General features: G+C 70.5%; 26 protein-coding genes and 3 pseudogenes. 15 read left to right on the top strand and 14 right to left on the bottom strand.

Annotation, left to right across the window (positions count from 1 at the left end):
- Nucleotides 1–16: 16 nt before the first annotated feature.
- Both ABFX50_RS51480 and ABFX50_RS33765 read right to left on the bottom strand, forming a co-directional pair.
- Nucleotides 17–580: pseudogene (locus tag ABFX50_RS51480) on the bottom strand (serine/threonine-protein kinase); the annotation flags it as partial.
- A gap of 105 nt (nucleotides 581–685) precedes the next feature.
- A complete protein-coding gene (locus tag ABFX50_RS33765) occupies nucleotides 686–1,201 on the bottom strand; it encodes an NADPH-dependent FMN reductase (RefSeq protein WP_346152159.1) in 516 nt (171 codons plus the stop codon).
- A gap of 147 nt (nucleotides 1,202–1,348) precedes the next feature.
- On the opposite strand from ABFX50_RS33765, the gene ABFX50_RS33760 reads away from it, so the two are divergent.
- The 4 genes from ABFX50_RS33760 to ABFX50_RS33745 all read left to right on the top strand — a co-directional run bounded on the left by ABFX50_RS33760 (nucleotide 1,349) and on the right by ABFX50_RS33745 (nucleotide 5,612).
- Nucleotides 1,349–4,195 (top strand): AfsR/SARP family transcriptional regulator, encoded by a 2,847-nt coding sequence (locus ABFX50_RS33760; RefSeq protein ID WP_346152158.1) that lies wholly within the window; start codon nucleotides 1,349–1,351, stop codon nucleotides 4,193–4,195.
- A gap of 20 nt (nucleotides 4,196–4,215) precedes the next feature.
- Nucleotides 4,216–4,422: a hypothetical protein gene (locus tag ABFX50_RS33755; protein WP_346152156.1), complete on the top strand. Its 207-nt coding sequence runs from the start codon at nucleotides 4,216–4,218 to the stop codon at nucleotides 4,420–4,422.
- Nucleotides 4,419–4,853, top strand: coding sequence for a zinc-binding dehydrogenase (locus tag ABFX50_RS33750; RefSeq protein WP_346152154.1), 435 nt, complete (start codon nucleotides 4,419–4,421; stop codon nucleotides 4,851–4,853). Before ABFX50_RS33755 ends, ABFX50_RS33750 begins: the two co-directional genes overlap by 4 nt.
- Before the next feature lie 174 nt (nucleotides 4,854–5,027).
- The gene (locus tag ABFX50_RS33745; RefSeq protein WP_346152152.1) at nucleotides 5,028–5,612 is read left to right on the top strand and encodes a TetR/AcrR family transcriptional regulator; all 585 of its coding nucleotides are present in this window, start codon (nucleotides 5,028–5,030) and stop codon (nucleotides 5,610–5,612) included.
- Here ABFX50_RS33745 and ABFX50_RS33740 read toward each other — a convergent pair.
- Nucleotides 5,602–6,042: a pyridoxamine 5'-phosphate oxidase family protein gene (locus ABFX50_RS33740; RefSeq protein WP_346152150.1), complete on the bottom strand. Its 441-nt coding sequence runs from the start codon at nucleotides 6,040–6,042 to the stop codon at nucleotides 5,602–5,604. The genes ABFX50_RS33745 and ABFX50_RS33740 overlap by 11 nt on opposite strands.
- Nucleotides 6,043–6,311: 269 nt before the next feature.
- On the opposite strand from ABFX50_RS33740, the gene ABFX50_RS33735 reads away from it, so the two are divergent.
- The 3 genes from ABFX50_RS33735 to ABFX50_RS33725 all read left to right on the top strand — a co-directional run bounded on the left by ABFX50_RS33735 (nucleotide 6,312) and on the right by ABFX50_RS33725 (nucleotide 8,714).
- Complete coding sequence (locus ABFX50_RS33735; protein ID WP_183661159.1) at nucleotides 6,312–6,758, top strand: SRPBCC domain-containing protein; 447 nt, start codon at nucleotides 6,312–6,314, stop codon at nucleotides 6,756–6,758.
- Nucleotides 6,755–7,108 carry an ArsR/SmtB family transcription factor gene (locus ABFX50_RS33730; RefSeq protein ID WP_183661144.1) on the top strand — a complete coding sequence of 118 codons (354 nt, stop codon included), beginning with the start codon at nucleotides 6,755–6,757 and terminating at the stop codon, nucleotides 7,106–7,108. The genes ABFX50_RS33735 and ABFX50_RS33730 overlap by 4 nt, the downstream gene beginning before the upstream one ends.
- A gap of 190 nt (nucleotides 7,109–7,298) precedes the next feature.
- Nucleotides 7,299–8,714 (top strand): MFS transporter, encoded by a 1,416-nt coding sequence (locus ABFX50_RS33725; protein ID WP_346152147.1) that lies wholly within the window; start codon nucleotides 7,299–7,301, stop codon nucleotides 8,712–8,714.
- Between the two features lie 122 nt (nucleotides 8,715–8,836).
- Here ABFX50_RS33725 and ABFX50_RS33720 read toward each other — a convergent pair whose 3' ends face one another.
- The 6 genes from ABFX50_RS33720 to ABFX50_RS33695 all read right to left on the bottom strand — a co-directional run bounded on the left by ABFX50_RS33720 (nucleotide 8,837) and on the right by ABFX50_RS33695 (nucleotide 13,039).
- The gene (locus ABFX50_RS33720) at nucleotides 8,837–9,241 is read right to left on the bottom strand and encodes an arsenate reductase ArsC (RefSeq protein ID WP_346152145.1); all 405 of its coding nucleotides are present in this window, start codon (nucleotides 9,239–9,241) and stop codon (nucleotides 8,837–8,839) included.
- Nucleotides 9,241–10,323, bottom strand: coding sequence for an ACR3 family arsenite efflux transporter (gene arsB, locus ABFX50_RS33715; RefSeq protein ID WP_346152202.1), 1,083 nt, complete (start codon nucleotides 10,321–10,323; stop codon nucleotides 9,241–9,243). Before arsB ends, ABFX50_RS33720 begins: the two co-directional genes overlap by 1 nt.
- Before the next feature lie 273 nt (nucleotides 10,324–10,596).
- The gene (locus ABFX50_RS33710; protein ID WP_346120365.1) at nucleotides 10,597–10,929 is read right to left on the bottom strand and encodes a YnfA family protein; all 333 of its coding nucleotides are present in this window, start codon (nucleotides 10,927–10,929) and stop codon (nucleotides 10,597–10,599) included.
- A gap of 91 nt (nucleotides 10,930–11,020) precedes the next feature.
- Nucleotides 11,021–11,395, bottom strand: coding sequence for a metalloregulator ArsR/SmtB family transcription factor (locus ABFX50_RS33705; RefSeq protein ID WP_346152143.1), 375 nt, complete (start codon nucleotides 11,393–11,395; stop codon nucleotides 11,021–11,023).
- Between the two features lie 205 nt (nucleotides 11,396–11,600).
- Nucleotides 11,601–12,800, bottom strand: a complete 1,200-nt coding sequence (locus ABFX50_RS33700) for a DUF2786 domain-containing protein (RefSeq protein WP_346152141.1) — start codon at nucleotides 12,798–12,800, stop codon at nucleotides 11,601–11,603.
- Between the two features lie 116 nt (nucleotides 12,801–12,916).
- Complete coding sequence (locus tag ABFX50_RS33695) at nucleotides 12,917–13,039, bottom strand: hypothetical protein (protein WP_346152140.1); 123 nt, start codon at nucleotides 13,037–13,039, stop codon at nucleotides 12,917–12,919.
- Between the two features lie 166 nt (nucleotides 13,040–13,205).
- On the opposite strand from ABFX50_RS33695, the gene ABFX50_RS33690 reads away from it, so the two are divergent.
- Nucleotides 13,206–13,736, top strand: a complete 531-nt coding sequence (locus tag ABFX50_RS33690; RefSeq protein ID WP_346152138.1) for a hypothetical protein — start codon at nucleotides 13,206–13,208, stop codon at nucleotides 13,734–13,736.
- A 29-nt stretch (nucleotides 13,737–13,765) separates the two neighbouring features.
- Here ABFX50_RS33690 and ABFX50_RS51475 read toward each other — a convergent pair.
- A pseudogene (locus tag ABFX50_RS51475) lies at nucleotides 13,766–14,128 on the bottom strand (histidine phosphatase family protein); the annotation flags it as partial.
- Between the two features lie 50 nt (nucleotides 14,129–14,178).
- Here ABFX50_RS51475 and ABFX50_RS33685 point away from each other — a divergent pair.
- Nucleotides 14,179–14,691, top strand: a complete 513-nt coding sequence (locus ABFX50_RS33685; RefSeq protein ID WP_346152136.1) for an NUDIX domain-containing protein — start codon at nucleotides 14,179–14,181, stop codon at nucleotides 14,689–14,691.
- 36 nt (nucleotides 14,692–14,727) lie between these two features.
- Here ABFX50_RS33685 and ABFX50_RS33680 read toward each other — a convergent pair.
- Nucleotides 14,728–15,063, bottom strand: a pseudogene (locus ABFX50_RS33680) (transposase family protein); the annotation flags it as partial.
- Nucleotides 15,064–15,384: 321 nt separating this feature from the next.
- Here ABFX50_RS33680 and ABFX50_RS33675 point away from each other — a divergent pair.
- Nucleotides 15,385–15,966, top strand: coding sequence for a hypothetical protein (locus ABFX50_RS33675; protein WP_346152132.1), 582 nt, complete (start codon nucleotides 15,385–15,387; stop codon nucleotides 15,964–15,966).
- 216 nt (nucleotides 15,967–16,182) lie between these two features.
- Here ABFX50_RS33675 and ABFX50_RS33670 read toward each other — a convergent pair whose 3' ends face one another.
- Together ABFX50_RS33670 and ABFX50_RS33665 are read right to left on the bottom strand one after the other, a co-directional pair.
- Nucleotides 16,183–16,599 carry a VOC family protein gene (locus tag ABFX50_RS33670; RefSeq protein ID WP_346152130.1) on the bottom strand — a complete coding sequence of 139 codons (417 nt, stop codon included), beginning with the start codon at nucleotides 16,597–16,599 and terminating at the stop codon, nucleotides 16,183–16,185.
- Nucleotides 16,600–16,609: 10 nt separating this feature from the next.
- On the bottom strand, nucleotides 16,610–16,984 hold the full coding sequence (locus ABFX50_RS33665) for a helix-turn-helix transcriptional regulator (protein ID WP_346152200.1): 375 nt from the start codon (nucleotides 16,982–16,984) through the stop codon (nucleotides 16,610–16,612).
- Between the two features lie 197 nt (nucleotides 16,985–17,181).
- Here ABFX50_RS33665 and ABFX50_RS33660 point away from each other — a divergent pair, with 197 nt between their 5' ends.
- Both ABFX50_RS33660 and ABFX50_RS33655 read left to right on the top strand, forming a co-directional pair.
- Complete coding sequence (locus ABFX50_RS33660; protein ID WP_346152128.1) at nucleotides 17,182–17,586, top strand: hypothetical protein; 405 nt, start codon at nucleotides 17,182–17,184, stop codon at nucleotides 17,584–17,586.
- Between the two features lie 12 nt (nucleotides 17,587–17,598).
- On the top strand, nucleotides 17,599–19,068 hold the full coding sequence (locus ABFX50_RS33655) for a M81 family metallopeptidase (RefSeq protein ID WP_346152126.1): 1,470 nt from the start codon (nucleotides 17,599–17,601) through the stop codon (nucleotides 19,066–19,068).
- A 68-nt stretch (nucleotides 19,069–19,136) separates the two neighbouring features.
- Here ABFX50_RS33655 and ABFX50_RS33650 read toward each other — a convergent pair whose 3' ends face one another.
- A complete protein-coding gene (locus ABFX50_RS33650; protein WP_379506172.1) occupies nucleotides 19,137–20,144 on the bottom strand; it encodes a zinc-binding alcohol dehydrogenase family protein in 1,008 nt (335 codons plus the stop codon).
- 145 nt (nucleotides 20,145–20,289) lie between these two features.
- Here ABFX50_RS33650 and ABFX50_RS33645 point away from each other — a divergent pair, with 145 nt between their 5' ends.
- The 3 genes from ABFX50_RS33645 (at nucleotide 20,290) to ABFX50_RS33635 (ending at nucleotide 22,321) form a co-directional block, all read left to right on the top strand.
- Complete coding sequence (locus ABFX50_RS33645) at nucleotides 20,290–21,123, top strand: intradiol ring-cleavage dioxygenase (protein ID WP_346152124.1); 834 nt, start codon at nucleotides 20,290–20,292, stop codon at nucleotides 21,121–21,123.
- A gap of 145 nt (nucleotides 21,124–21,268) precedes the next feature.
- Complete coding sequence (locus tag ABFX50_RS33640) at nucleotides 21,269–21,793, top strand: hypothetical protein (protein ID WP_346152122.1); 525 nt, start codon at nucleotides 21,269–21,271, stop codon at nucleotides 21,791–21,793.
- Nucleotides 21,794–21,997: 204 nt separating this feature from the next.
- Nucleotides 21,998–22,321, top strand: coding sequence for a sensory rhodopsin transducer (locus ABFX50_RS33635; protein WP_346152120.1), 324 nt, complete (start codon nucleotides 21,998–22,000; stop codon nucleotides 22,319–22,321).
- Nucleotides 22,322–22,366 lie beyond the last annotated feature (45 nt).

Below are 22,366 nucleotides of genomic sequence, written 5' to 3'. Positions count from 1 at the left end.
TGGCCCAGCTGAACAGGTCCGTCGCCCCGGTGAGGCCGCGCCCTTCGAACTGCTCGGGAGCCATGAACGCGGGGGTGCCCATGACGCTGTGCGTGGTGGTGTGGTCTGCGGCTCTGGCGATGCCGAAGTCGATCACCACCGGCCCCTCGGGCCCCATGATCACGTTGCTGGGCTTGAAGTCGCGGTGCACGACCCCGGCCCTGTGGATGGCGTCCAGGGCGGTCAGGGTCGCCATGGCCAGGCGTTGCAGGCCGCCGCCTGACCGCGGGCCCTGCGTGGCGATCAGCGTGTCCAGCGAGGGGCCTGGGACGTGCTCGCTGACGATGTACGGCTGCGCGCCTTCGACGCCGATGTCCAGCACCTTGGCCGTGCAGAACGGCGCCACCCTCCGCGCGGCCTCGGCCTCACGCCGGAAGCGCCGTCGCGCGTCCTCGTCGCGGGCCACCTGGCCGAGCAGTACCTTGATGGCGACCTGGCCGCCATCGGGCCCGCGACTGAGATAGACGGTCCCCTGCCCGCCCTCGCCCAGGACGTCGAAGGCCTCGTAGACGCCGAAGCTCCGTTTCTCCGTCAATCCCACCCGATGACCTTAGAGCCCGCGCGGCGGGCCGGTCGATCTCGATGGCGCGCCGCCGCGAGGTGCGTCCGCCGTAAGGCCGCTCGCCCTGATCTCAGGGGACGGACCTCACCGCTGACGATCACGATGGTGCTTCTCCAGGGCGTCGAGCAGGCGCTCGGCGGAGGAGTCCGGAGGGATCCGGTGGAAGGGGAGGCTGACGGGTTCGCCGACGCACACCGCGTCGAGGGCGTCGAACACCGGGCGCAGCTGCTCGACGGCTCGCAGGCCGCCCGAGGCCTCCCCGTAGGCGACGAAGGCGACGGGCTTGCCTCGCCACTCCTCGTGGTACCAGTCGATGGCGTTCTTGAGCGAGGCGGGAAAGCTGTGGTTGTACTCCGGCGTCACGATCACGAACGCGTCGGCGTCGGCCAGCCAGGGCCGCAGATGCTCCACGGCCGGTGGTCCGGTGACCTCGCGCGCGGGGAAGCCGGCCGGCAGTACCGTCGGCAGCCACGCTTCGGCCAGGTCGATGACGTCCACGTCGAGATCGTCTCGGCGACACGCTCTGGCGTGCAGCCAGGCCGCCGCGGTGGGACCGAACCTGCCCTGCCGTACGCTGCCGATGATGATCGCGAGTCGCATCCCGCCTCCTTCCGTCCGGTGGACGACGCCACTGTGCCGGCGGGCGCGCACGATCGGCTGGGGGTCGGCTGCCGATAGCCTTACTTGATGCGATTTGGTGTTCTTGGTCCGCTTTCGGTGTGGGCTGCTGACGGGACGCCCGTCCGAGTGCCCGAACTGAAGGTCCGCGCGCTCCTCGCCGACCTGTTGATGCACGAGGGGCGAACCGTGTCAGCCGACCGGCTGCTGGACGACCTCTGGGGCGAGGACCTGCCGGGCAACCCCACCAACACGCTGCAGACCAAGGTCTCCCAGCTGCGCCGCGCACTGGGCGATCGCGAGCTGGTGACCTACCAGCCGACCGGATACTCCCTGGTCAGCGACTCGGTGGACGCCGTCGAGTTCGCCCGGCTGCTCGCAGGCGCACTGGCGAGCGACGACCTGCGGGTCAAGGCCGACCTGCTGTCCGACGCGCTGGCGCTGTGGCGCGGCCCTGCCTACGCCGACTTCCGCGACTCCTTCGCGCACGCCGCCGCCTCCCGCCTCGACGAACAGCGCCTGACGGCGCTCGAGGAGCAGGCAGAGGTACGGCTGGCGCTGGGCGAGCACAGCCGCCTCGCCGACGAGCTGGGGGAGCTGGTGGCGGCGCACCCCCTCAGGGAGCGGCTGCGGGCGGCGCACCTGCGTGCGCTGTACCGCTCAGGACGGCAGAGCGAGGCGCTGGCCGGGTACGCCGAGCTGCGCGAGCGGCTGGCCGACGAGCTCGGGCTCGATCCAGGCCCCGAGCTGGTCGCGCTCCACCAGGCGATCCTGGTGCAGGATCCGGCGCTGACGCCCGCGCCCGCGGCGTCCTCGACGAACCTTCCCGCGCCGCTCACCTCCCTCATCGGCAGGGAAGGGGCGGTGGCCGAGGTCAGGGCCATGGTCGACTCCTCCAGGCTCGTCACGCTGACCGGTCCTGGCGGCGTGGGCAAGACCCGGCTGGCGCTGGCCGCCGCCGCCTCGGTCGAGCTGCCGGGCGGGGTGTGGCTGGTGGAGCTGGCCGGCGCGGTCGGGCAGGTGGCCGAGTTGGTGGCCGCCGCGCTGGGGATCAGGGACGAGACCTCCACGCCTCCTCAGGTGCCCGTCCCCGACCTGGCCCATCGGCTGGCCGACGCGCTGCGCGGGCAGCGGCTGCTGCTCGTGCTCGACAACTGCGAGCACCTGGTCGAGGAGGTGGCCGCGCTGGTGGACCTGCTGCTGCGCAAGGCCCCCGGGGTCCGGGTGCTCGCCACCAGCCAGGAGTCGCTGGCCCTGCCGGGCGAGACGCTCTTCGTGGTGCCGCCTCTCGACCAGCCGAGCGCGGTCGCGATGTTCGCCGAGCGCTCGGGCACGCCGCTGGACGCAGAGAGCACACCGTGGGTCGAGGTGATCTGCCGGCGCCTGGACGGCTTGCCGCTGGCGCTGGAGCTGGCGGCGGCCAGGGCGCGGGCGCTGGGCGTGCAGGGGGTGGCCGAACGGCTCGACGACCGGTTCCGCCTGCTGGGGGTCGCAGGACGGGGCAGGCCCGCCAGGCAGCAGACGCTGCGGGCGGTGATCGACTGGAGCTGGGAGCAGCTCACCGAGCCGCAGCGGACCGCGATGCTGGCGCTGGCGGTCCATCCCGGCGGGTGCACACTGGAGGCGGCCGAGGCGGTCGGGGTCGATCTCCACCTGCTCGACGAGCTGGTCGGCAGGTCGATGGTGACGGGCGCGCCCAGGTACCGCCTGCTGGAGAGCGTGGCGGCCTACTGCCTGGAGCGGCTGGAGCAGGACGATCCCGTGTTCGGGCTCAGGGACGCCTACTACACCGAGCTCGCCGTGCGGGCCGCCCCTCACCTGTACGGCAGCGCCCAGCGGCAGTGGCTGGTGCGGCTGGACGAGGAGGCGCTCAACCTCAGGGCGGTGCTGGACTCGGCGGGCTCCCCGCGGCTGGTCGAGGCGCTGACCTGGTACTGGTACCTGCGGGGCAGGCACCAGGAGGGGTATCGCCACACCAAGGGGACGGCGTGGGGTTCCGGGTTCGCCCTGTTGGCGGGCGCCGGCCGTACCGACGACATCGACTTCCCCGACGCCAGGTCGCGCTGGTTCCTCGCGCACGCCTGCCTGCACTTCGGGGACGTGAACACGGCGGTGGGGCTGCTGGACGAGGCGCTGGCGGGGTTCAGGTCGCAGGACGACAGGTGGGGCGAGGCCGCCGCGCTGGCCGGCCGTGCCAAGCAGGCGATGTTCCAGGGCGACTTCGACCTGGCCGCGAGCAGCGCCACCCAGAGCATGACGATCTTCAGTGAGCTCGGCGATCGATGGGGGCAGCTCCAGGCCTCGGACATGCTGGGCTACCTGGCGGAGGTCACCGGCGACTACGCGCGCGCCGCCCGGCTGCATCGGCAGGGGCTGCGGATCGCGGAGGACCTGCGGTTGTGGACCGACGTGTCCTACCGGCTGTCCAGCCTGGGACGGATCGCGCTGCTGACCGGCGAGCTGGAGCGGTCGGCGGACCTGCACGAGCAGGGGAGGCGGCTGGCAGGCGAACAGGGCAACAGGTTCGCCGAGGAGTTCGCCAGGGTGGGTCTCGGGCTGGTGGCGCGCAGGTCGGGCGAGCTCGATCGAGCCGAGGAGCTGTTCCTCGAATCGCTGGCCTGGAACCGGCGGCTGGAGACGGAGTTCGGGGTGCCGTTCTACGGGGTGACGTTGATCCTGGCCGAGCTGGGGTTCATCGCCTCCGGCCGGGGGGAGGCGGCTGCCGCCAGAGCGCTGCACCTGGAGGGGCTGGCCGCCGCCCGCGAGGTCGGCGACCCGCGCTCGGTGGCGCTGGCGCAGGAGGGGCTGGCGGAGGTGGCGGCGCTGGAGGGGGCCTTCGAGGAGGCCTCCAGGCTGCTGGCGGAGGCGGCGGAGCTGCGGGAGTCGGTCGGAGCGCCGCTGCCACCGGCCGAACGCGGCGACGTGGAGCGCATCCTCGGGATGATCGCCGCCCGACCGTCAGCGGATCGTGGGTGAGGGTCGGCACAGTGGTACGCATGAAAGCACTGATCTTCAACCCCGACCTGTCCTTCGGTGTCGTCCCCGACCCGGTCCCCTCGCCCTCGCAGGTGCTGGTCCAGGTGTCGGCCGTCTCGCTCAACTTCGGGGAGATCGCCTACCGCTCTCCGGACCCGCGGCCGGGCCGTCCGGCGGCGTCGGCAGGTACGCCGTCCAGCTCGCGGCCCTCGAGGGAGCGCACGTGATCGCCTCCGTCGGCAGCCCGTCGCGGGCCGAGGGACTACGGGAGCTGGGCGCGGCCGAGATCGTGCTCGGCCCTGCCAACCTGACCGGCAGGGTGTACGGCGTGCTGGACAACGTGGGCGGACGGCAACTGGCCGAGGCGTTCTACCGGCTGGAGGACGACGGCGTGATCCAGGCGATCGGCAAGGCCTCCAAGGAGCCGACGACGATCGACTTCGAGGAGTCGAGGTCGCGCTCCCAACGCGGCCGGATCGAGAACTTCAACGTCACCACACCCTTCGGCGACGACCTCGCCCGGCTTGTCGGCCTGCTGTCCAGGGGCGAGCTGGACGCCCAGGTGGGCTGGCGCGGTCCATGGGAGCAGGCCTTGAGCGCGGCAGAGGCCCTCCTGTCCCGCCGCGTCCAGGGCAAGGCCGTCCTCACCCTCCCTTGACGGCGATGACGACCTTGCCGAACGCCTCGCCCGAGGCGTGGTGCCGGTAGGCGGTGACCGCGGCGCACGGAAGCGTCGCGGCCTCGGCGTAGGTGAGGTGGCCGGGTCTCGGTGATCACTCCGTCGCCATATAGACCGGTTGATCTACTTGCCGACAGCTGGCAGGCTGGGCCCGTGAGTACACGAACCGCTCCCGGCCCGCGCGAACGCCTGCTGCGGGCCGCCCAGGACCTCACCTACCGCCACGGCATGGGCGTCGGCGTCGACGCGGTCCTGAAAGAGGCCAACGTCGCAAGGCGTTCGCTGTACGAGCACTTCGGCGGGAAGGACGGATTGCTCGCCGAGGTGCTGCGCCGTAGTACCGACGAGGACGAGGCGCGCTACAGGCAGACCATGAACGCCGCAGGTCAGGACCCACGTGACCGCCTCCTGGCCGTCTTCGACGAACTGGCCAGAGTCATCGACGCGCCCGACTTCCGCGGCTGCCGCTACCTGGCGGCCGACCTGGCGCTGCCCGACCCCGCCCATCCGGGCCACGCCGTCACGCGCGACTACCGCGACCGGGTGCGGCGACTCCTGGAGCACGAGCTGGTCGCGCTCGGGCATCCGCGCCCCGGGCACGCGGCGGCCCAGCTCCTGCTGCTCATCGACGGCCTGCTCGCGGCCGGAGCCACCCGGCAGGGAACCGACCCCGCGGCCGCCACCCGCGAACTCGCCGAGCACGTCATCGACACGCGGGCACCGGGCGTCAGCCGCTGAACTCCTTGCCGAAGTCGTAGGTCCGCCAGCGCTCGGGCCGCACGCGGACGGTGACCATCGTCCGCACGAAGTCCTTGATGCCGTCGAAGAACCGCTCGCCCGCTTCGGGGCCGAGGTAGCGAATCGACCACTGGCGATACTCGTCGGCGTCGGTCGGCTCATAACCCACGACAGGGCCTTCGACGGAGACGTACTTGTACGGCATCGCCTCCTGCTGAACCGTGAACCCGATCTGGCCCGCCTCGCGGATCAGCGCCATCTTCACGCTGCCGGGGCTCGTGGCGAAGGTGATCTCACCGCCGGGCCGGTAGCCGTACCAGATGGGCACCGCCATGGGCGCCCGCCCGTCGGCGCCGGCCACACTCAGCACTCCGATGTGGGTCTCGGCCAGGAAGCTCTCCCGCTCGGCCGTCGTCATCCGCGTCGACATGATCTGCTCCTCGAGTTCGAATTCCTGGCCCTCACCCTGCCTGTCACCGCTGACGGTTCGCTGGGGGTCGATGGGCGGGAACGCTCCGGCTGGACGGCAAGGACCTCCGGTCCTGACGCATGCTCTTCTCCGCGGCCGACGGTTCGGCACGTGACCTCGAGGAGGGTCAAGCTCGGCCGCTAAGTGCAACTCTGGGGTTGCGCCTGAAGCGGCTGACGTGCAACTCTGGAATTGCACATCAAATGGTGGAAGTGAAAAGGAGTCTCCTCATGAGCGAGGATCGGATCGAACGTGAAACCCTGATCGCGGCGTCCCTGGAGCGGGTCTGGTCGCTGGTGGCCGAGCCCGGGTTCTGGGTCGCCGACCGGGCGAGCGTGTCCGGCACCGTGGCGAGAGAGGGCGAGTCGATGGTGGCGAGGAACGCCGAGTACGGCGACTTCCCTGTGCGGGTGGAGAAGGTCGAGCCGCCGACCTATCTGGCCTACCGCTGGGCCAGCGCCTTCCCCGGACAGGAGCTGCGCGAGGACAACAGCACCCTCGTGGAGTTCACGTTGTCCCAGGAGGGCGACAAGACGCGGCTGCGCGTCGTCGAGAGCGGGTTCGCGGCCCTGGCAGGCTCGGATGAACTGCGCAGCAAGGCCCTGAAGGACAACACCGGCGGCTGGCCCCAGGAATTGGACGCGCTCAAGACGCGCGCCGAACAGCCGTCGTCGTGACGGACGCGCCTGGCGGCGACGTCGCGTCGGTCGACAGCGTCCTCGTCGCGCTGGCCGACCCGACGCGACGCCAGCTGCTTGATCTGCTCGCCGCCCAGGGCGAGGCCACCGCGACGACGCTCGCCGAACGGCTTCCCGTCTCGCGGCAGGCGGTGGTCAAGCACCTGGCCGTCCTCGACGCCGCCGGGCTGGTCTCCGGCGCCCGGGTCGGTCGCGAGGTGCGGTACGCGGTGCGGCCCGCGGCGCTGGACGCGACGGCGCGGTGGATGGCCACGCTCGCCGCCGACTGGGACCGGCGGCTGGCGAACATCAAGCGCGTCGCCGAGGCTGCGGAGCGGGATTCGCGCTAGCTCGCCGCTCTCCCTCATCAGCTCTGTCGTCCCGCTCTGGCAGAGCGCCCCCCGCGTCGGCTCGCCCCGTCGGACGGCGCGGGGCCGGGTTCCCCCTCATCGCCATGCGTCGAGCCCGCCATGCCCCATGGCCGTACGGCTCAGCCGTCCTGCGTGCCGATCTTTGGTTTCTCACGAAGGGAACCGTCTTGTGAGCGCCTCGCCTTCCCTGATCACCGGCAGGCAGCGGGTGATCCTGCTCGTCCTGCTCGGCGCCGGGTTCATGCTGTCCGTCGACTTCTCGATCCTGAACGTGGCGCTGCCGGAGGTCGGCGCGGGCGTCGGGATGGGACTCACCGGGCTGCCCTGGATCACCTCTGCCTACGCCCTGCCCGCGGCCGGATTCACCCTGCTGTTCGGCCGGTTGGCGGACCTGTTCGGCCGCCGCAGGCTGTTCATGTCCGGCATGATCCTGCTGACGCTTGCCTCGTTGCTCGGCGGCTTCGCGACCACCCCCGACATGTTGCTGACCGCCCGGGTGCTGCAGGGCTTCGCCACCGCGATGACGATCCCCGCGTCGCTGTCGCTGCTCACCACCACCTTCACGGAGGGCGCGACGCGCGACCGCGTCCTCGGCTTCAACGGCGCGCTGCTCTCGGCAGGCTTCACCATCGGCGCGCTGGTCGGGGGCAGCCTCGTCAGCCTGCTGAGCTGGCAGGCCGCGTTCTTCATCAACGTCCCCGTCGCCCTGGTCATCCTGCTGCTCACCCCCTTCGTGATCAGCGAGAGCAGGCTGCCCGGCCGGGTGAAGCCGGACCTGTCCGGAGCGGTGACGGTGACCGGCGGCCTGCTGGCCGTGATCTACGCGGTCATCGAGAGGAACCTGCCCTCGGCCGTCATCGGCGTGCTGCTGCTGGCCGCGTTCTGGATGATCGAGCTGCGCTCGCCCGCGCCGCTCGTCCCGGTGCGCATCCTCAAGCGGCCCACGGTGAAGTGGGGCAACTACGCGGGGTTCGTGGTCTTCACCATGGAGACCGCCATGATCTTCCTGACCACGCTCTACCTCCAGCAGACCCTCGGCTTCTCCCCGCTGGTCACCGGCCTGATCTTCGGCGTCCCCGGCCTGGCGGCCGTGGCGGCCGGGGTGATCGCCGGCCGCTTCATCGGGCGCTTCGGCACCCGCAAGGTCCTCACCCTGGGCCTGGCCGTGCAGGGCCTGGCGACCCTCCCGCTGGTCTTCCTCGGCGCCGACCGAATGGCGCTCGTGGTCCTGATCCCCGCGCTGTTCATCGGGTTCTTCGGGCACGTCACCTGCATCGTGGCATACACGGTGACAGGGACCTCGGGGCTGCCGGACGAGGAGCAGGGCCTGGCCACGGGCCTGACCTCGATGACCCAGCAGGTGGCCATCACCGTCGGTATCCCGATTCTGAGCGCGGTCGCCGCGACGCGGAGCGTCGAACTGACCGGCATCCACCTCGCGCTGAGCGTGAACGTGGCCGTGACGCTCCTCAGCGTGGTCCTCGTCTGGTTCGGGCTACGTCCGCGCGGCGAGCGCCGTACGGCGGCGGCAGCCGTACCGGCATGGAAGGAAGCCGAGAAGGAAGTGGCCGCCGCCTCGGACTGAGCCGTCCCCGGAGCGGGCGGGGGATGGGTGCGAACCGCGTCGCGCACCCATCCCTTTCTGTCGCCCATGGTCAGACGAGCCGTCCCACGTCGAGGAGGTGTGGCGTAGCGCTCCGCGGGAGCTCACTCGGGCAGGAGCTCGCCGACGAGCTTCTCGATGCGGGTGCGGATCTCGTCGCGGATCGGCCTGACCGCCTCGATGCCCTGCCCGGCGGGGTCGTCGAGCTTCCAGTCCTCGTAGCGCTTGCCGGGGAAGATCGGGCAGACGTCGCCGCAGCCCATGGTGATCACCACGTCGGAGGCCTGGACGGACTCCGGTGTGAGGATCTTGGGCTTCTGCCCGGCGATGTCGATGCCGACCTCGCGCATCGCCTCGACGGCGACCGGGTTGACGCCTTCCGCGGGCGCCGAGCCCGCCGAGCGGACCTCGATCCGGTCGCCGGCCAGGTGGCTGAGCCAGCCTGCGGCCATCTGGGAGCGTCCGGCGTTGTGCACGCAGACGAACAGGACGCTGGGCTTGTCGGTCATCAGACGGTTTCCTTCGCGGGGTAGAAGCGGCGGCGCGCCCACAGCGAGACGTAGACGAGCGCGACGAGCACGGGGACCTCGATGAGCGGGCCGACCACCCCGGCCAGCGCCTGGCCGGAGGTGACGCCGAAGACGCCGATCGCCACGGCGATGGCGAGTTCGAAGTTGTTGCCGGCGGCGGTGAAGGCCAGCGTCGTGGTCCTGTCGTAGGGCAGGCCGATGCCCTTGCCGAGGGCGAAGGAGCCGGCCCACATGAGGGCGAAGTAGACGAGCAATGGCAGCGCGATCCTGGCCACGTCGCCGGGCTGGGAGGTGATGGTGTGGCCCTGCAGGGCGAACAGGATGACGATGGTGAACAGCAGGCCGTACAGCGCGATCGGGCCGATGCGCGGCAGGAAGCGGTTCTCGTACCAGTCGCGTCCCTTGCCGCGCTCGCCGAGCTTGCGTGACAGGTAGCCGAGCAGCAAGGGGATGCCGAGGAAGACCAGCACGCTTTCGGCGATGTCCCACACGGAGATGTCGAGACTGGTCTCGGGAAGGCCGAGCCAGCCGGGCAGGATCTCCAGGTAGAACCAGCCGAGCGCGGCGAAGGCGATGACCTGGAAGACCGAGTTGATGGCCACCAGGACGGCGGCGGCCTCGCGGTCGCCGCAGGCCAGGTCGTTCCAGATGAGGACCATGGCGATGCAGCGGGCCAGCCCGACGATGATCAGGCCGGTGCGGTACTCGGGCAGGTCGGGCAGGAAGGTCCAGGCCAGGGCGAACATCACGGCGGGGCCGACGACCCAGTTGATCACCAGGGAGGAGACCAGCAGCCGCCGGTCGCCGGTGACGGTGTCGAGCCGGTCGTAGCGGACCTTGGCCAGCACCGGGTACATCATCAGCAGCAGCCCGAGCGCGATGGGCAGTGACACCTGGCCGATCTTGACGGTGTCCAGGGCGTCGTCGAGGCCGGGGACCGTCCGGCCGAGCAGCAGACCGAGGGCCATGGCCAGGCCGATCCACACGGGCAGGAAGCGGTCGAGCCGTGACAGCCCGCGCATCACCTCGGTGTTCTCGGACAGGGCGGTGGGTGACGCCATGAACTTCCTTCGTTCGAGGTGGCCGGCCAGGTCAGGGTCTGGCGGCGGGAACCGGTCCGGCTGGGCGAACAGGGTGAAGCGGCGGAAGACCCGCCTGCCGCGTTTCCGCGCGGGGTCTGCGGCGGCCAGGCCGGACATGGGCGGTACCGGCGCCGATCCGGGCGCACTCCTCCTCTGAGGGTCCATATATAGACACACATCTATTTTCATGGAGGTCTATATGTTTGTCCAGTCCGCTCCCGCGGCGCTGACGTGCAAGCGCGTTATGGCAGGTCAGCCACGCGGCGCATACATGATCACGGCGACACCGGCCAGGCAGACCAGCGCGCCGATGACGTCCCATCGATCGGGTCGGAAGCCGTCGACGACCATGCCCCACGCGAGGGACCCGGCGACGAACACGCCGCCATAGGCGGCCAGGATGCGGCCGAAATGGGCATCGGGCTGCAGCGTGGCCACGAACCCGTACAGGCCGAGCGCGACGACGCCGGCACCGATCCAGATGATGCCGCGCTGCTCGCGGACGCCCTGCCAGACCAGCCACGCTCCGCCGATCTCGGCGAGCGCGGCCAGGGCGAACAGCAGCAGGGAGCGAGCGACAGTCATGACCGGTAGTGCAGCACACCCTGGCAGCCGCTGTGCCATCGGGTCACCGCGGGCCGGCCGATGGCGAGGTCGACCTCGCGCGGACCTTCGGTCATGCGGGGGTGAGCTCCAGCTCCACCGACCTTGGCGTGGGCTCTGTCAGTGGCGCGAACAGGGCTCCCAGCCTGTTCACCGCCTCGGGGATGATCCGGTAGTAGACCCAGGTGCCGCGCCGCTCTCCGTCGATCAGGCCTGCGGTGCGCAGGACCTTGAGGTGGTGGGAGATGGTGGGGGCGGTCAGGTCGAAGGCGTCGGTGAGGTCGCAGACGCAGGCCTCGCCGCCGGCGTGTGAGCCGATCATCGACAGCAGGCGCAGCCTGACGGGGTCGGCGACGGCCTTGAGCATGACCGCGAGATCAGCCGCGTCGGTCTCCGACAGCGGCTCGCGCACGATCGGCGCGCAGCACTGGATCGTGACTGCGGTCATGCGACACCCCTTACTTCGAAACTTGTCGAAATTATAGGTGATGGGAGACGACCGCAGCCAACGCGGCGATCCCGCAGGCCGTGGCCACATGGCACCCTCCGGCGAGCGCGACGCCCCGAAGCCCGTCGCGCAGCCGACGGCGCAGGGCGCGGTATCCATCACCCGGACACAGCCCGCCGCCTGGGCGGGCAAGCCATCCCCAGCATCAGGGAGACAGGCGCTGTCGGTCCCGCGCCCCGAGGCTGGCCTGATCGGCGGCGGTGGATCCGGCCGCCCAGCCCTCCCGGTCCCAGGACGTGCGCACCGCGTGCGAGACCAGGTTCGGGAACATGCGCTCGACCGCCTGCTCCACTTCCTGCTCGCGGGGCGCCAGCACCCGCACCAGGTCGGTGCCCCGGCTGGCGCTCTCCTGCGAGATCGCGGCCGCCGTGGCCTCGGCGAGCCGCTCCCCGATCCTGGAGGCGAACGCCGACAGGAACGACTGGCGGAACGTCTTGTTCCTCGACCGGCCGGTGCCGTGCTTCTTGGTGCCCGAGTTCACCAGCGCGGTCTGCGCCTGCACCAGCAGCGAGGTGAACAGCACCTCCACCCAGGACAGGTCCGCCCAGAACCCCAGCACGGTGGCGAACCCCAGCTCCTTCGACCAGATCACCCGGCACCTGTTGGCCTCGGCGATGAGGTGGAGCAGCACGGCCTTGGGCTGTTCGTACGGCGCGTCGATGCCGACCCGGATGCCCGCCGGGGCCTCCCCTCCGCCTGGCTGCGCGTCCAGCATCGCCGCGTCGATGCTGTACTTGGCCATCAAGCTCTGCGCCGCCGAGGTGAACGTCTCCGCCTCCGCCTCGTACGTCGTCGACTCCGCCTTGGCAAGCAGCGCCCGCACCCGCGCGAACGTCTTCTCGCTGACCGCGTGCGAGCGCGGCTGGACCGTACGGCGAGCGGCCCCGGGCGGCGGGCTCAACGTCTCCAGCCGCGGCAGCCCGGTCAGCAACCCCAGCAGTTCCAGCACACCGGAGACGGTCACCAGCCGGCCGGCCCCGTCGCGCGCCTGCCGCGCCGCCAGGTAGCCGCCCTTCCACCACACCGCGGCCTCCAGGCCGGCGAGTTGATCACGCCAGCGCTCATCCACCGTGGCAGGCGCGTAGGCCCGCATCTCCCAGGCGATGAGGTCAGCCGCCGTCCGCCCGTGCCAGTCGGTCAGCCGCCTGGCCGCGATCCTGACCACGTCGGCGGGTTGCCAGCCGTTGCGCCACAACCCCGAGATCGCACGGGTCACGACCTCCACCAGCACGCGATCGGCGTCGTCCCGGTCGGCCAGGAAGGCGGCGGCGGAGTCGAAGGCTGCCTGATCCTCGCGGGCAAGCGCCTCCATCGCCGCGCCGATCAGCTCGTTAGTCTTACTCACCCGTGCCGTCCACCTTGAAGAAAGTCCGCCAGAACCCTACCGTGACGGAGCCTCGTCCCCTGCTAACCGGCGCGGTGGAAGACGGCGAGGCCCTGACGACCCGCCTACCGTGGCGATCAGCGCCGAGCATAGGGGGCGTCCACGGCAAGCGACCCGTACGCGCAGGCACACTCCAGCTCACCGTCCCCGTGTATCGAGCCGTCCAGCACCACGGCCACCGCCCGGTCATCGATCTTCACGCATCCATGGTCACGGCGGTGGTCGTTTCATGTCCGGCGCCTGGCCGACCCCCAGACCCCAAATGCGGCTGGAGTATTAGCTGTCGGCCGACATGCGGCCTTACGAAGGCCACAGCAGCCCTCGGATTGAGTAGCCAAAAATACTGGAAGGAAGCGAACGACATCCATGGCCGACGCACAATATTATGAATGGTTTTCAAATAAATTCGACTATGTCAATGCTTTCACATGGTGCTCGAATGTTTCGCCAGAGACGGTTCTCGCTGCATACGGCATACAGGCCGAGCGCGCACAGGCAGGTACTATCAGTGAATTCGACGAGTTTCGCATCCTCGCTGGAAGGCTTGGCAACGGTGTGCTCGTCATCCAACCGAACGACTACTTTGTCCGCGCAACGCTTGCCGCCCTGTCTCACTACGGCCCATGCCTGGGCGTCGCATGGGGTGACTTCGTGCCGCCGCGAGTCGAATATTTGACGGAAGGTCGGCTCGTCACCTCCTTCGATCCGTTCGACTGGGACTGGGACCCGGCTCCCGATTACGCAAGCGTCGGACAGTGGGTCGCCACCACGCCGGCCGGAAAGGAGCTTTGGGAAGAAGACTGGGGTCTCGCCACGCTCATCACTGCCGAGGCACTGTGCCAGGCCGCAGTTGACGACGAGTGGATGCAGGCCGTACACCTAGGCGTTCCCTCCTGATCAGGCCGCCAGTGCGCCCCATGATCAGCCGGGAACGCGGCGATGGCCGCCCAGGCTCGGGCGAGGAAGATCAGCAACGGCTCCGCCCCGGCCGCGATCGGCCTCTCTGGACGCAGAGACGGGGCTTCGTCGAAGTCTGCGACGGCCTTCCCCCGCGGCAGGCCGTAGTCCGGTTCGCGCAGGTCCGGCTCGATGATCGGCGTCAGCCCGAGGAGGTCGGCGATGACACCGGCCGTCTCGGCTGCGCGCGGCAGCGGCGTGGTGTAGATGACGTCGACAGGCCAGGTGGACCGTTCGGCGAGCCGCTGGGAGAGCTTGGCGGCCTGCTGCCGTCCTCTCCCAGGTGAGACCGCGGCAGGTGTGCTGCCCGCGCCCCGGTGAACGCGGCGCACTGGCCGGTTACCGCTCGCCTTCGGGACTGCTGCGGCTAGGTTGCTCCGGCATGACAGGTCCTACCGAAACGGTCTTCCTATGGCATGAGGCACCCGTCCCCGACGGGCTCCCGGTCGTGCGGGTGCACGGCTACCTGATCTGCCCGGCGACGGGCCGCGTGATGATCCAGGACGTCGAGGGCGTGATGGGCCTTCCCGGCGGCCGCCCCGAACCCGGCGACCAGGACGCGGCGGCGACGTTCGTGCGGGAGGCGCTGGAGGAGAACCAGGTCCGCGTCGGCCGCGTCGCCTACCTCGGCTACCAAGAGGTTCACGAGTGCGGGCGCGAGCCGTACGCGCAGGTCCGCATGGTGGGCGTCATCGACGCCTTCGAGCCGCCGCTGCCCGACCCGGACGGCACCGGCCACACCTGCCGCAGGCTGATGGTGCCACTGCAGGACGCGGCCGACGTGCTCGGCTGGGGCGAACCAGCCGCCGCACAGGTCAAGGCGGCAGCCAGGCTCGCCGAGATGGAGTGGCGGATATCAGTCGCCCGTGCAGCGGCGGCTGGCTACATCGACTAGATGAATGAGTCCAAGGGGTCTGGTCACGTTCAGTGGTCACAGGCGATCAGGGATCGGCTGGTTGGTCTTGTCGTTATGCCAGATCGCTGCGGTCAGCGCGAGGATTCTGGACAGCACGCGGATGATGACTCCAGCTGAACTTCGGCCGCCATGGCGTTCCAGGTCGGGCCGGCCTTTGCAGGTCTGATTGATCGATTCGATGGTCTGGCGTAGCGGTCGAACAGCCTCGTACGGGCCGGTCGCAGCAGGCACATCACGCTCGGCCCAGAAATAGCGGAGTGACTGGCGCAGTAGCCGTACTCGGCCCACCCAGCCAGGTCACTGCGCCGGGGCGGTGTCGCGGGAGCGGCCGCACTCCACCGGGGTGGAGTCCGCTGGCCGCCGACACCACATGGCAGAAAAGCCGCGAAGGATGGCTGTTCTGAGGCTCGATCATCTGAAGATCGGCTGGGAGACTGGGCGCGCTCAGGTTGCTGGTTGGCGTAGGCGAAGCCGTCCAGGACAGCCGAATAGGTGACTGCTCTCGAGTACTGATCTGGCTTGTGCCCGGCGGCAAGCGTCCGCGAGACGGACGCGATCACGGAGCCCCCGGCGCCATGGTTCGTATCCCCATGGCGGGAGAATCCGATGCCGGCACCACCGGTGACGCCTCGAGCGGCCGTCTGACCGACACACAGAGGGATCACTACTTCCATGGCATTGACGTTCGGCCGTATAGCGCGTCCTGTTCGCATCGGGCTGACAGTGGCGCTCGGCGCCGCCCTGTCCTTGGGTGCCGCCGCCCCGGCGTCGGCTGACCCCGTGGCCGCTCCCGTGAAGGAGTCCACGAGCATCGCTGACCATCGGGTGAAGGTGTACGAGCTCCTGACGAAGGACGGGGGCTTCTTCTACACCGCCAGCGAGACGGAGAAGGACAGGGCGGTCACCGCACACGGCTGGTCTGTGACGAAGACGCCGATGTACTACCTGTCGTCCGCTCCGTTCCAGGGCGGCAAGCCGCTCTACCGGCTGCGCTGGACGCACAAGGCGTCGTACATCATCACCGGATCCGACTCCGAGCGTGAAAAACTCGTCGCTTCCGGCAGCTTCCGGTACGAGGGCGTCCTCGGGTACGCGCCGTCGGCCACGTCGGGGAAGGTCGTGAAGATCTTCCGCTTGACCAACAACGGCAGGTGGCGCCTGGCGATCGAAGCGCACACCGAGAAGATTCTGGCGAACGAGCCGGGTTGGAAGCTCGACGGCCCGCTGCTGTATCAGTTCACGCAAGACCGCTGACCACGCCATGGTGCGCGCCGGTAGCCGGCGCGCACTCGGCGTGCCCGGCAAGGCGACGGGCGAGCGGTCAGCGCCCGCCCGTCGGCCGGACGTCCACCGTGGTGGAAGCGGCGTCGGCGAACAGACATGGTCGACCACCAGGGCGGAGAGCCGCCGGACCGAACCCCTCAGGAACGGCGGCTCGCTGCCCGGTCGCCTGACGCGCGGGAGCAGAACTCACTGCTTGCGAGGCTGGCTGAAGCGCAGCATGTTCCCTGAAGGATCGCGGAAGGCGCAGTCGCGCACGCCGTACGGCTGGTCGACCGGCTCCTGCAGCACCTCTCCACCCGCGGCGCTGATGCGCTCGAACGTGGCGTCGCAGTCGTCGGTCGTGAAGATGACGCCGCCCAGCAGGCCCTTCGCCAGCAGCTCCGCCATGGCCCTCCTGTCGGAGGGCGAGGCGTTCGGGTCCGCAAGAGGCGGTTCGAGAACGATGTCCACATCGGGCTGCGACGGCGCCCCGACGGTCACCCAGCGCATCCCCTCGAACCCCACGTCGTTGCGCACCTCCAGGCCGAGAGCGTCCCGGTAGAAGGCGAGCGCCTTGTCGTGGTCGTCGACGGCGATGAAGCACTGCGAGAGCCTGATGTCCATGCGCTTCACGCTACGGACCGAGGGCGGGTTTCGCTTCTCCGTTCCTGACCGGGCGCGTGTGGATCTTCGCGACGCAGGCAGGGATGGCGGCGCCCTCGTCATGGCGGCGGGCCCGGTATGCGCTCGGGCTCTCCCCGACCAGCTCGCTGAAGCGCGAGCTGAACGACCCCAGCGAGGTGCAGCCGACCGCGAAGCACACCTCCGTCACCGTCAGGTCACCTCTGCGCAGCAGCGCCTTGGCCCGCTCGATCCGGCGCGTCATCAGGTAGCTGTAGGGCGTCTCACCGAAGGCGGCGCGAAAGCTGCGGGAGAAATGGCCGGGCGACATGAGGGCGAACCGTGCCAGCGCGGGAACGTCGAGCGGTTCGGCGTAGTCGCGATCCATCAGGTCACGGGCCCGGCGCAGCCGGACGAGGTCCTCCAGCGTCACCTCACCACCATCCCACAGCGCCAGACGCCCGCCGGTGCCGGCGCACTCCTCGAGGTGCGCTCAATGCCGGGATTCATGGACGGCTGTGCAGGAAGTCGGCGGAACTAATGGACTTTGTTTCGCCTACTTCTTTCGAGCTAGAGTCATGCGGCATGTCGGACCCATCGAGTCCCGCCAACCTGCGCGAACAGGCGTCCAGCAGGCGTCGCACCACGCTGGAGACGGTCGAGGGCGCGACCTGCAGGGTCTCGACGAGATCGGCACGGGACGTGGGCCCGCCACTCGCCAGCAGGCCGAGCGAGGGCGCCATCCTCGAGGAGGGCACGGGCCGCTCCACCGGTGGACGGCGGCCGCGGATCCTGCGCCTGCGCGATGCGGCGGGGGCGCTGTCCGGCCTCGACGTCTACGTGGCCGCGGCGAGGAGCATGCTCTACGAGCGCTGCCTGCCGTCCATGACCCAGTCCCTGTCCATCGAGGCCGGCATCGCGGGCCCGGATGCGGCCCTGACCGGCCTCGGGCATCTGGTGCGCGCGAAGGCCGACGTCCGATCCTCCTGAGGAGCCCCGCCCGTGTCCCGTCCCCTTCGCGTCGCCATCGGCGGCGTGCACATCGAGTCCAGCACGTTCTCGCCGCACCTGAGCACCGCCGACGACTTCGACGTCACCCGCGGCGACAGCCTCCTGGCACGGTACGGCTGGCTCTCACCCGCCGAGCCGTGGGCCGCCGACGTCGAGTGGATACCGCTCGTCCACGCGCGCGCCCTTCCCGGAGGTGCGGTCGCCCCCGACACCTACGACGCCTGGCACGCCGAGATCCTCGACGGGCTGACCGCCGCAGGACCCCTGGACGGTGTGCTGCTCGACATCCACGGCGCGATGAGCGTCGCCGGCCGCGACGACGCCGAGGGCGACCTCGTCACCGCCATCCGGTCGGTCATCGGCCCCGAACCGTTCGTCTCCGCGGCCATGGACCTGCACGGCAACGTCTCCCACGCCCTGTTCGACGGGTGCGACCTGCTCACCTGCTACCGCACCGCGCCCCACGTCGACGTGTGGGAGACCCGTGAGCGCGCGGCGCGCAACCTGGTCGACGCGCTCCGCCGCGGACAGCGCCCGCACAGGGCCCTCGTCCACGTGCCGATCCTGCTGCCAGGAGAGATGACCAGCACCCGGCTCGACCCGGCCAGAGGGCTGTACGCCCGCATCCCCGAGATCGAGTCCAGGGAAGGCGTCATCGACGCGGCGATCTGGATCGGCTTCGCCTGGTCCGACGAGCCCCGCTGCAGCGGCGCCGTCGTCGCCACGGGCACCGACGCCGCCGTCACCGCCGAGGCGGCGCGCGAGCTCGCCGAGCACTTCTGGGCGGCGCGCGACGAATTCGCCTTCGTCGCCCCCACCGGCTCCATGGACGAATGCCTCACCGAGGCCATGGTGGCGGTCAAGGATCCCGCCCGGCGGCCGTTCTTCATCAGCGACTCCGGCGACAACCCCGGAGCCGGCGGCGCCGACGACGTCACCTTCGCCCTCGAACGGACACTGGCCCGCCCGGAGATCGCCGACGGCTCGATCCGGGCCGTGTACGCCTCGCTGGTCGACCCCGAGGCTGTGGCGCAGGTCGCGGACCTGCCGCTCGGCTCACCGGTCAGCGTACGCGTCGGCGGCCGCATCGACTCGCGGGATCCGGGCCCGCTTCCGCTCGAAGGAGTCCTGGAGGCGGTCGCCGACGACCCAGACGGCGGGCGGTGCGTGAGCGTTCGGGTGGGCGGGCTCAGCGTGTTCGTCACCTCCCGGCGGATGCAGTACCGCGAGCTGGCCTCCTACACCCGGCTCGGTGTCACCGTGAGCACGGTGGACCTCGTGGTCGTGAAGATCGGTTACCTGGAACCCGAGCTGTTCGACGCCGCGGGGGACTGGCTGCTGGCCCTGACGCCGGGCGGCGTCGACCAGGACCTGCGGCGGCTGCCGTACGAGCGCCTGGGCCGGCCGATGTTCCCCCTGGAGCGCGGCTTCGCCGCGGACCTCACCGTCGTCACACGGTGAGCCGATGAACGGCGGGGGAGCATGAGCGGCGGTGATGCGGCGTGGTGCGCGCCGGGCCGTCGCGGGTGTCAGCCGTCGACATGGAGGACGGCGGCGCCCGTCACCCGATCGGCGGCAAGGTCCGCCAGCGCCGTGTCCGCCTCGTCGAGTTCGTAGGGCACGGTGGCGACGCGCAACGGGTGGCGGGTGGCGAACTCCAGCAGGGCCCGCCCGTCCGCCCTGGTGTTGGCGGTGACGCTGCGCAGGGTGCGCTCCTGGAACAGATGGTCCTGATAGACCAGCGGCGGGATGTCGGTCACGTGAATGCCTGCCACGGCGAGGGTGCCTCCGCGATCCAGAGCCGCCAGCGCCACGGGGACGAGATCGCCGACGGGAGCGAACAGGATGGCGGCGTCGAGCGGTTCGGGCGCGGCCGCGTAGACGGGCTGCGCCGAGGCGGCACCCAGCTCCAGGGCCAGCCGCCGGGCCTCGGGTGCTCTTGTCATCACATGCACGGTGATCCCCTGAGCGAGGGCGACCTGCGTGGTGAGGTGGGCGGAGGCTCCGAAGCCGTAGACGCCCAGGCACCCGCCGGGCGGGACGTCGGCGCGGACCAGCGCCCGGTAGCCGATGATGCCGGCACACAGCAGCGGAGCGAGGGCCGCGGCCGGCTGGTCGTCGGGCAGCGGATAGACGAAGTCCTGGGGCGCGGTCAGGTACTCGGCGTAGCCGCCGTCGGTGTCCCATCCGGTGTACTGCGAGTACGGGCACAGGTTCTCGGCGCCGCGGGCACAGTAGCGGCACCTCCCGCAGGCGGCGCGTAGCCAGGCGACCCCCACCCGCTCGCCGTCCTGGAACCGGCCGGCGTCGGCGCCCCGCGCCGCGACCCGCCCCACGACCTCATGCCCCGGGACCGTGCCGGGGCGCCGGGGCGTCAGGTCCCCTTCGGCCAGGTGCAGGTCGGTACGGCAGACCGCGCACACCTCGACCCTGATGAGCACCTCGCCCCTGGCCGGTTCCGGCACGGGCAGGCGGACACGTTCCAACGGCCCTGTCGTCATGGGGCCCGGCTGCCGCACCACCCAGGCTGTCATCATGCGTCCCACCTCTCCATGGTCACATGCCGCTCGTCACAGTCGCGCAGGGTGATGGTTCCGGGCCGGCCGGGGTGAGCTCAACTAGAGTTCGATGACAGTCCCTTCCGGCCCGCCCCGGCGCGCAGGCCCTCGTCCTGGAGTACCCATGCAGCACGACGACATCTTCGACAGGGGACTCCAGTTCGACATGGCGGCGCTGCTGGAACGCCGGAAGGTCCTGGGGCTGCTGGCCGGCGCAGGCCTGGCCACGCTGGCCGGCTGCGGCGGCGACTCGACCGGCGCCGCGCCACACACGTCCTCGAGCGGGCCGCCCCGCGCGTCGTCGAGCGCAGGCGCGTCCGCATCGAGCGCCACGTGCGCGCAGATCCCGGAGGAGACCGCGGGGCCGTACCCGGGCGACGGCTCGAACGGCCCGAACATCCTCACCCGGAGCGGCGTCGTCCGCAGCGACATCCGCAGCAGCGTCGGCTCGGCCTCGGGCACCGCCGAAGGCGTGCCCCTCACCATCGACCTGACCCTCCTCGATACCTCCAGGGGCTGCTCGGCCCTGGTCGGCGCGGCGGTCTACGTGTGGCAGTGCGACCGCGACGGCAACTACTCGATGTACTCCGAGAGCATCGCGAGCGAGAACTACCTGCGCGGCGTCCAGGAATCCGACGGCGAAGGAAAGCTCACCTTCAAGAGCGTCTTCCCTGCCTGTTACGCGGGACGGTGGCCGCACATCCACTTCGAGGTCTACCCGAGCCTGGCCAGGACCACGAGCCCCGACCACAAGATCGCCGTCTCGCAGCTGGCGCTGCCCCGAGACGTCTGCGAGGCGGTGTACGCGACCGACGGCTACAGCCAGAGCGTGCGCAACCTGTCACAGGTGTCCCTGGACGGTGACGGCATCTTCGGCGACGGGCACACGAGCCAGCTCGGCACGGTCACCGGCAGCGTGAGCTCAGGTCTGGCCGTCAGCCTCTCGGTCGCCGTCTAGCCGGGGTCTCCGAGCGGCCGACCGGACAGATCGAACAGGGCGGCCACCGCCTCGGACCGCCGCGGACGAGGCGGTCCCCGGCCGGTTCCAGCGCCACCAGCGCCGCACAGCGGGGCAGGGGCGGACATCGTGCGACACTGAGGCGGTGACGGCGATCTTCCCACGGCTGCCACCCGCGCCGCCCGAGACCACGTCCGGCCGGCGCACCGCGTGGGGCATCGTCGGCCGGACGCTCGTCACAGGCGCCGCGGGTGGCGCCTTCACAGGGGTGATCACCGCCCAGGTGTTCCTCATCAGCGCCCTTGCCGGCGCCGAACCCGTGGACCGGCTCGCTTTCCTCGCAGGGCTGGCGCAGGTTTCCCTGGTGGGCGGTGTCGTCGGGCTGTTGGCGGGGACATCGCTCGCTGTGCCCGCCCTGATGGTGCTCCTGCCGTCGGCCACCTGGGCGGCCAGGCGCGGATGGCGCGCACGAACCGCCGGCGCGGCCGCCTGCCTGCTGCCCGTGGCCGCCCTGAACGCAGCAGGAGTGATCGCGACAGAAGCACGAGACGGCCTGCTGTGGCCGTCGCCCGCGTTGGCCGTCCCGGTCTTCGCGATGACGATCGCCATCGGGCTGTGGCGCGGCCCCGACCTTCTCCGGCAGCGCACCACCAGGCACACCACGGGCTGAGGCGCCGACCAGGCCACGTCCTGCCGACAGGCCCCCGCCTCCGATGTCCTCGTCGTCTGGGGCGGGCGCGACCCGGCGGAGCCTGAAACCGCGCGGTCACTGTGCGCCGGAGGCGATCTGTCGGAGGCCGGCGGGCACGACAAGCGTGACTCCTGGATAACGGGGTAGCGGGACGACTGCCGCAGTAGCAGACGGGAGTCGCGCATGAGCACCATGGTGGGGAACTGGAAAATGGCGATCACGGACGGGTGCATGCCCGGCGACCAGCTCAGCCTGTTCAACATCAGCCCCTGCAACGCCCACGTCGAGCTGACGTTCTGCGCGGAGGGCGGTCAGCCGCTCGGGCCGTTCCGCTTGGTCATCCCTCCGCAGCGCACGCAGTCTCCGATCTTGGAGGACCTGGTCGATTCCGACCTGCCGTCCCCGAGCCTGCCGTATTCCGTCGTGGTCGTGTCGGACGCGCCAGTGCTCGTGCAGCCCCGCCCGGCGAGCCAGCACGTGCCGAAGGCGCGGCGGTCCACGGCCTGACCGAGCGGCGGGTGGTTTCCCGGCGGCTGTGCCGAGGACATCGGC

Origin of the sequence: Nonomuraea recticatena, assembly GCF_039533245.1 — a bacterium.
Classification (GTDB): Bacteria; Actinomycetota; Actinomycetes; order Streptosporangiales; family Streptosporangiaceae; genus Nonomuraea; species Nonomuraea roseola.
The sequence above is the reverse complement of the archived record's forward strand: the minus strand, read 5'-3'. Positions and strand labels throughout refer to the sequence as shown.

What these genes read in the sequence shown, in the direction of transcription:
- ABFX50_RS33765 (WP_346152159.1), bottom strand. Translation starts at nt 1,201, where the DNA reads ATGCGACTCGCGATCATCATCGGCAGCGTACGGCAGGGCAGGTTCGGT.
- ABFX50_RS33755 (WP_346152156.1), top strand. Translation starts at nt 4,216, where the DNA reads ATGAAAGCACTGATCTTCAACCCCGACCTGTCCTTCGGTGTCGTCCCC.
- ABFX50_RS33740 (WP_346152150.1), bottom strand. Translation starts at nt 6,042, where the DNA reads ATGTCGACGCGGATGACGACGGCCGAGCGGGAGAGCTTCCTGGCCGAG.
- ABFX50_RS33735 (WP_183661159.1), top strand. Translation starts at nt 6,312, where the DNA reads ATGAGCGAGGATCGGATCGAACGTGAAACCCTGATCGCGGCGTCCCTG.
- ABFX50_RS33720 (WP_346152145.1), bottom strand. Translation starts at nt 9,241, where the DNA reads ATGACCGACAAGCCCAGCGTCCTGTTCGTCTGCGTGCACAACGCCGGA.
- arsB (WP_346152202.1), bottom strand. Translation starts at nt 10,323, where the DNA reads ATGGCGTCACCCACCGCCCTGTCCGAGAACACCGAGGTGATGCGCGGG.
- ABFX50_RS33710 (WP_346120365.1), bottom strand. Translation starts at nt 10,929, where the DNA reads ATGACTGTCGCTCGCTCCCTGCTGCTGTTCGCCCTGGCCGCGCTCGCC.
- ABFX50_RS33705 (WP_346152143.1), bottom strand. Translation starts at nt 11,395, where the DNA reads ATGACCGCAGTCACGATCCAGTGCTGCGCGCCGATCGTGCGCGAGCCG.
- ABFX50_RS33690 (WP_346152138.1), top strand. Translation starts at nt 13,206, where the DNA reads ATGGCCGACGCACAATATTATGAATGGTTTTCAAATAAATTCGACTAT.
- ABFX50_RS33685 (WP_346152136.1), top strand. Translation starts at nt 14,179, where the DNA reads ATGACAGGTCCTACCGAAACGGTCTTCCTATGGCATGAGGCACCCGTC.
- ABFX50_RS33675 (WP_346152132.1), top strand. Translation starts at nt 15,385, where the DNA reads ATGGCATTGACGTTCGGCCGTATAGCGCGTCCTGTTCGCATCGGGCTG.
- ABFX50_RS33670 (WP_346152130.1), bottom strand. Translation starts at nt 16,599, where the DNA reads ATGGACATCAGGCTCTCGCAGTGCTTCATCGCCGTCGACGACCACGAC.
- ABFX50_RS33665 (WP_346152200.1), bottom strand. Translation starts at nt 16,984, where the DNA reads ATGGATCGCGACTACGCCGAACCGCTCGACGTTCCCGCGCTGGCACGG.
- ABFX50_RS33660 (WP_346152128.1), top strand. Translation starts at nt 17,182, where the DNA reads ATGTCGGACCCATCGAGTCCCGCCAACCTGCGCGAACAGGCGTCCAGC.
- ABFX50_RS33650 (WP_379506172.1), bottom strand. Translation starts at nt 20,144, where the DNA reads ATGATGACAGCCTGGGTGGTGCGGCAGCCGGGCCCCATGACGACAGGG.
- ABFX50_RS33645 (WP_346152124.1), top strand. Translation starts at nt 20,290, where the DNA reads ATGCAGCACGACGACATCTTCGACAGGGGACTCCAGTTCGACATGGCG.
- ABFX50_RS33635 (WP_346152120.1), top strand. Translation starts at nt 21,998, where the DNA reads ATGAGCACCATGGTGGGGAACTGGAAAATGGCGATCACGGACGGGTGC.